Raw genomic sequence first — 6,050 nt, 5'->3', positions numbered from 1 at the left:
TTGTTTTGGTCGTACTTAACAAATTCGAGTTTTTGGGGAGGTACTCCTTTTTTCGTGTTCTGAAAACCCTGGTACTCTAGGGTCGGGAATTATGAAATTCATTCAAGTTTATGAAAAAAAACACGCTTCTATAATAGAAGCGTGATCAGAAGTTTTCCATCGTTCGGGTCGTGATGGATTTTGGCGGATAAGGCGGGCATACATCCAGCAGTCCTTCACAAACGGTCTTTCCTTCGCTGTTTTCCACCATAACAGAAACGGTTACGGTGTGTTTATCTTTCTGAACTTCCTTTACTTCAAGGAAAAAAGAAAGCTTGTCATAATGGTAGACGGGATGGGGGAATGATAAGTTTGTTTTCATTACTGAACTTCCTGGGCCTGGCAAGTATTTAGAAACGGCTGAGGTAACCATGCCGATCACCATCACTTGCGGCACGATCGGTTTCTTATATGGCGTTAATGAAGCATAATCGTGCTGTATGAATAGTGGATTATTATCGTTTGAAAGGCCGAGATAAAGGAGCAGGTCTTTATCTTCAATCGTTTCGGTAAACTCCAGCTTTTCGCCTGCTTGAATTTCGTCAATCTTACGCCCTAATTTTCGTTTCTTACCAATCAGCATGCCATTCACTCCTTTTAGTAAGCGCTTACATATTAATGAAGAAAAAATCCGGGGCGTCCCCCGAATTTATTCTCATTTTCAGGATAGTACATTCATGACACTCTTTACAGCTTCTGCCGATTGATCGAGTGCCTTCTTCTCATCATCCGTTAAATCGAGCTCAATAATCTGTTCAAGGCCGTTACCGCCAATAATGGTAGGAACACCAAGACAAATGCCTGTATAGCCGTATTCCCCTTCAAGGAACGCGATGCTTGGAAGTACGCGGCGCTGATCCTTGAGCACCGCTTCTACCATCTCAACAAGAGACGCTGCCGGTGCATAATAGGCGCTGCCGTTACCAAGCAAGTTCACAATCTCACCGCCGCCTTTGCGGGTACGCTCAACAATGGCATCGAGACGCTCTCTTGGCAAAAGCTTCTCTAATGGTATGCCACCAGCATAGGAATAGCGGACAAGCGGCACCATTTCATCACCATGACCGCCAAGTACAAATCCTGTTACGTCTTTAACAGAAAGATTCAATTCTTGAGCGACAAACGTTCTAAAACGGGCGGTATCTAATATTCCTGACTGTCCGATTACCCGGTTTTTTGGAAATCCAGATTCCTTTAATACGGTATATGTCATCGCATCAACTGGATTTGTGAGTACGATAATCGTAGTATCAGGAGAATGCTTCACTATTTCTCTTGTCACACTCTTCATGATTTTTGCGTTGGTATTGACCAGGTCATCTCGGCTCATACCCGGTTTGCGGGCAATTCCCGCTGTGATGACGACTACGTCTGAACCTGCTGTATCCGCATAGTCGCTCGTACCGATAATGTTCGCATCAAAGCCTTGAACCGGGCTTGCTTCAAGCATGTCAAGAGCTTTACCTTGCGTCGGGTTCTCAAGCTCAGGTATATCCACAATCACGACATCGCCCAATTCTTTCTGACCGACGATGAATGCTGTTGTAGCACCCGTAAATCCTGCACCGATCACGGAAATTTTTTTTCGCTTGTTAGCCATTGATTCTGACCTCCTTTTACGAGATAAAAAGTCCTTCAAATGGAGGAAAAAGAAGCTGGGGTCAACAGCTTCTTTCTCACGACTTGCTATTACATATTTTTGATCAGTTCATCTGCAAATTCAGAGCACTTTACTTCCGTAGCCCCGTCCATCAGGCGCGCGAAATCGTAAGTAACCACTTTGCTTGAGATAGATTTTTCCATTGAAGAAACGATCAGCTTAGCTGCCTCGTTCCATCCAAGGTGTTCAAGCATTAACACACCAGAAAGGATGACAGAAGAAGGGTTTACTTTGTCTAATCCAGCATACTTAGGAGCTGTTCCGTGTGTTGCTTCAAAAATCGCATGCCCCGTTTCGTAGTTAATGTTCGCTCCAGGAGCAATTCCGATTCCGCCTACCTGTGCTGCAAGAGCATCGGAGATATAGTCGCCATTAAGGTTCATTGTCGCTACAACATCGAACTCTGCAGGACGAGTAAGGATTTGCTGCAAGAAGATATCTGCGATTGAATCCTTCACGATAATCTTGCCTGCCGCTTCAGCATCTGCTTGAGCTTTGTTTGCCGCATCTTTGCCTTCTTGTTCTGCAATACGGTCGTACTGAGCCCACGTGAAGACTTTATCGCCGAATTCTTCTTCTGCAATCTCATAGCCCCAGTTCTTGAACGCGCCTTCTGTAAATTTCATGATGTTTCCTTTATGAACAAGCGTTAAGCTCTTGCGTCCTTCGTTGATGGCATATTGAAGAGCCGCTCGTACTAGACGCTTTGTTCCTTCAGAAGATACAGGCTTTATGCCAATTCCTGATGTTTCTGGGAAGCGGATCTTCTTAACACCCATTTCCTGCTGAAGGAAAGCGATCATTTTTTTCACTTCTTCAGAACCGCTTGCATACTCGATACCCGCATAGATATCTTCCGTGTTCTCACGGAAAATAACCATGTCAGTGTCTTCAGGGCGCTTAACCGGCGAAGGCACACCTTGGAAATAACGCACAGGACGCAGGCACGTGAAAAGGTCAAGTTCTTGGCGAAGTGCTACATTCAATGAACGTATTCCGCCGCCTACTGGCGTAGTAAGTGGCCCTTTAATCGCGATTATGTAATCACGGATCACATCAAGCGTTTCTTCTGGAAGCCATTCACCTGTTTGGTTAAATGCTTTCTCACCAGCAAGAACTTCCTTCCAAACGATTGTTTTTTCACCGTTATATGCTTTTACTACCGCTGCTTCTAACACACGAGATGCTGCAGCCCAGATGTCAGGACCTGTCCCGTCTCCTTCGATGAATGGAATGACCGGATTGTTTGGCACGTTTAATACGCCATTATCAACTGTAATACGCTCTCCGTTAACTGTCATGATGTAATTCCTCCTATCTCTATTTGCACAACACTTTTAGTCTACTAAAAAAAAGGGCCGGAAGAGAAGCAATCTCTTCCTTTTTTCGAAAAAAATTATCGCTGTTCAACTGGAACAAACGTTTGCATATCTGGTCCGATATAATCGGCACGCGGTCGGATTAAGCGGTTATTTTCATACTGCTCAAGAATATGAGCGATCCAGCCGGATACACGGGATACCGCGAAAATCGGTGTGAAGAGATCATGCGGGATACCAAGGCTATGATACACGCTCGCAGAATAAAAGTCCACGTTTGGCAGAAGGCCTTTTTGTGCTTTAAGCGTTTCCTCAAGCTGTACACTCATTGTATACCACTTTTCTTCGCCGGTGATCGTTGTCAGCTGCTTAGACATCTCACGCAAGTGCTTAGCACGAGGATCTCCGTTCTTGTATACACGGTGTCCAAAGCCCATGATTTTCTTTTTATTTTCAAGTGCATTCTTTAAATAGCTCTCTACATTTTCTACAGAACCGATCTCAGAGAGCATCTTCATCACCTGCTCATTCGCTCCTCCGTGAAGCGGGCCTTTAAGAGCACCAATCGCTGCTGTAATGCCAGAGTACATGTCGGATAGCGTGGCTACACATACACGTGCCGTGAAAGTGGATGCATTCAGTTCATGGTCTGCATGAAGGACAAGCGCCTGATTAAAAGCGTTTTCAGAAATCTCGTCAGGCTCGTTTCCTGTCAGCATATATAAGAAATTAGCAGCAAAGCCCAGCTCCTTCTTTGGCGCTACAGGCTCTTTTCCTTCTCTAATTCTGGAAAACGCAGTGACAAGGGTAGACATTTGCGCCTGCAAACGCACCGCTTTCCTGTAGTTGCCTTCCACCGTCATATCTTCAGCATCTGCATCATACATCGCAAGCGTTGACACAATCGTGCGAAGAACCGTCATTGGATGGGCTTGGGACAAAGGAAGCGATTTCATTTGCTGTAGCAATTCGGCTGGCAGGGCTGACGCATTAGCCAGTTCCTCTTTTAAGTTGTTTAACTCTTGTTCGTTTGGAAGCTTTCCGTTCCAGAGCAAGTAAATCACTTCTTCAAATGTTGCATGCTCTGCAAGATCATCGATGCTGTATCCGCGATAAGTCAGTACATCATCAATGATGGAGCTGACCGAGGATGTTGTCGCAACTACTCCCTCTAAACCTCTTGTTGCTGTCATGGCAATCTCTCCTTTTCTTGTCATCTCTGTCTCCTTTAATACTACACCTTAGCAAAATAGAAAGAGCTTACATTTTTTTCGACAAAGAAAAAATGCAGACTATTTAAAGGATATAGGACATACACTACGATTATAAACAATAATCTGAAATTTGTGAATGGAAACGGTTTATTTCTTGCTATTTTCCTTCAATATACGACGTTTAACGAGTCAGAAGCTCGACCATCTTCATTGCAAGATAAGCCATGCCTGCGCCGATTAGCGGCCCTACAGCGACTCCGTTAAATAACGCAATTGCAAGAATCGTACCAAAGACGAGCGCGGCCGTAATATGCGGATCTTCGGCGAGCAGGATGACTCCCTTCTGTGCAATCAGCGCGACCGCGATTCCTGATAAGAGGGCAATCCAGGCATAGGAAGATTTAAGAGAGCTACCGAGCTGCTTTATCCCGATTTCTCCTGTTGCGATAGGGATTAAAACGGCAATCGTGATGACGGTCACTCCCCAGTTTATCCCCTTTTTTTGAACAAGCGGAAAGATTTTATCACCGAGTCCGCTGTACTTCAGCACAAGTAGAACGGCGACCGCCACCATGAGAGACTGGTTTTTAGCGATATATCCGATCACGAGCAGCACAATTAAAAAAAACGCTGATTCCATTATCTCACCACTTTCGAGTTACATAGTTAAGGAGGTGTTCACACTGAATGACACTTACAAGCTGTGTTTGCGGCTTGCCGCTGTAATCAGCATCTTCGCCTTTACTTGTCTGGCCCTTATGTATGTTTCTTCCTTATTATATCCATTTATCATCGGTGCCGTTATCGCCCTGCTCATCAATCCGATAGCGGCAACTTTCGAGAACCGCTTGAAACTACACCGCGGTGCTGCGGTCGTCTTGTCACTCCTTCTGCTTCTAGGAGCTGTAGCCGGTGCCTTGACATTGCTCATTCAGGAGCTGATCACAGGCTTCGCTTACCTGGCTAACGATATCCCCGCTTACAGCAAAGAGCTCGTATACCATTTAGAACTGCTGTTTAAAAAGAACATCCTGCCCATGTACCAAGATCTTCTTTCTCTTGTCAATCAGCTGAACCACGGACAACAGACAACTATCATGACCAACATTGAAAAAATCGGAGACGACTTTACAGCGGCTGTTACTGCTGCGGCTCACGGGTTCATCGATGGGCTCTCAAATGCCATTGTCAGTTTGCCAAGCTTTTTGACCGTCTTTATCTTTTCGCTGCTCGCCTCATTTTTCATTAGCAAAGATTGGGATCGATTAATCGGGTATATGGATCGTTTTATGCCTGCACCGCTCTACAGGACGAGCAAAAAGGTTTATACCGAACTTCGGAAAGCCATGTTTGGCTTCATTAAAGCACAGATTACATTGATCTCCATTACTGCCTGCATCGTTCTGACTGGACTGCTTATTTTAAGAGTCGAGTACGCCATCACGATCGCGATGCTGATTGGGCTTGTTGACCTGCTGCCATACCTCGGGACAGGGGCAGTGTTCCTCCCATGGATTGCGTATGCTTTCTTCTCCGGAAACTACACGCTCACAATAGGACTTTCTGTTTTATACGGCATCGTCGTCATACAGCGTCAAGTAATGGAACCGAAAATACTTTCATCAAGCATCGGCCTTGATCCGCTTGCCACACTTATCGCACTGTTCGCCGGTTTTCAATGGTTTGGCTTTCTCGGCCTCATTATCGGACCAGTATTGCTCATCATTTTCAGGGCACTTTACGAAGCCCGTTTTTTCCACGAAATTCTAGCCTATATCAAAGGCGGAACAACGAAATAAAAGGGCACCGGGGTGCCCT

Annotated in this window: 6 protein-coding genes; 1 reads left to right on the top strand and 5 read right to left on the bottom strand. The window is 45.3% G+C overall.

Annotated elements, in window-relative coordinates; translation table 11 throughout:
- Positions 1 to 145 precede the first annotated feature (145 nt).
- From ACFQPF_RS17330 to ACFQPF_RS17310, 5 genes are all read right to left on the bottom strand, one after another.
- A complete protein-coding gene (locus tag ACFQPF_RS17330) occupies positions 146 to 622 on the bottom strand; it encodes a MaoC/PaaZ C-terminal domain-containing protein (protein WP_379751290.1) in 477 nt (158 codons plus the stop codon).
- A 78-nt stretch (positions 623 to 700) separates the two neighbouring features.
- Positions 701 to 1,639, bottom strand: coding sequence for a malate dehydrogenase (mdh, locus tag ACFQPF_RS17325; RefSeq protein ID WP_379751288.1), 939 nt, complete (start codon positions 1,637 to 1,639; stop codon positions 701 to 703).
- Positions 1,640 to 1,728: 89 nt separating this feature from the next.
- Positions 1,729 to 3,000, bottom strand: coding sequence for an NADP-dependent isocitrate dehydrogenase (gene icd / locus ACFQPF_RS17320; protein WP_379751286.1), 1,272 nt, complete (start codon positions 2,998 to 3,000; stop codon positions 1,729 to 1,731).
- A 95-nt stretch (positions 3,001 to 3,095) separates the two neighbouring features.
- Positions 3,096 to 4,211, bottom strand: coding sequence for a citrate synthase (gene citZ / locus ACFQPF_RS17315; RefSeq protein ID WP_379751311.1), 1,116 nt, complete (start codon positions 4,209 to 4,211; stop codon positions 3,096 to 3,098).
- 202 nt (positions 4,212 to 4,413) lie between these two features.
- Positions 4,414 to 4,872: a DUF441 domain-containing protein gene (locus tag ACFQPF_RS17310; RefSeq protein ID WP_379751284.1), complete on the bottom strand. Its 459-nt coding sequence runs from the start codon at positions 4,870 to 4,872 to the stop codon at positions 4,414 to 4,416.
- A gap of 34 nt (positions 4,873 to 4,906) precedes the next feature.
- Here ACFQPF_RS17310 and ytvI point away from each other — a divergent pair, with 34 nt between their 5' ends.
- Positions 4,907 to 6,031 carry a sporulation integral membrane protein YtvI gene (ytvI, locus tag ACFQPF_RS17305; protein WP_379751282.1) on the top strand — a complete coding sequence of 375 codons (1,125 nt, stop codon included), beginning with the start codon at positions 4,907 to 4,909 and terminating at the stop codon, positions 6,029 to 6,031.
- Positions 6,032 to 6,050 lie beyond the last annotated feature (19 nt).

The organism is Fictibacillus iocasae, assembly GCF_042665465.1.
Lineage (GTDB): Bacteria > Bacillota > Bacilli > Bacillales > Fictibacillaceae > Fictibacillus > Fictibacillus iocasae.
The sequence above is the reverse complement of the archived record's forward strand: the minus strand, read 5'-3'. Positions and strand labels throughout refer to the sequence as shown.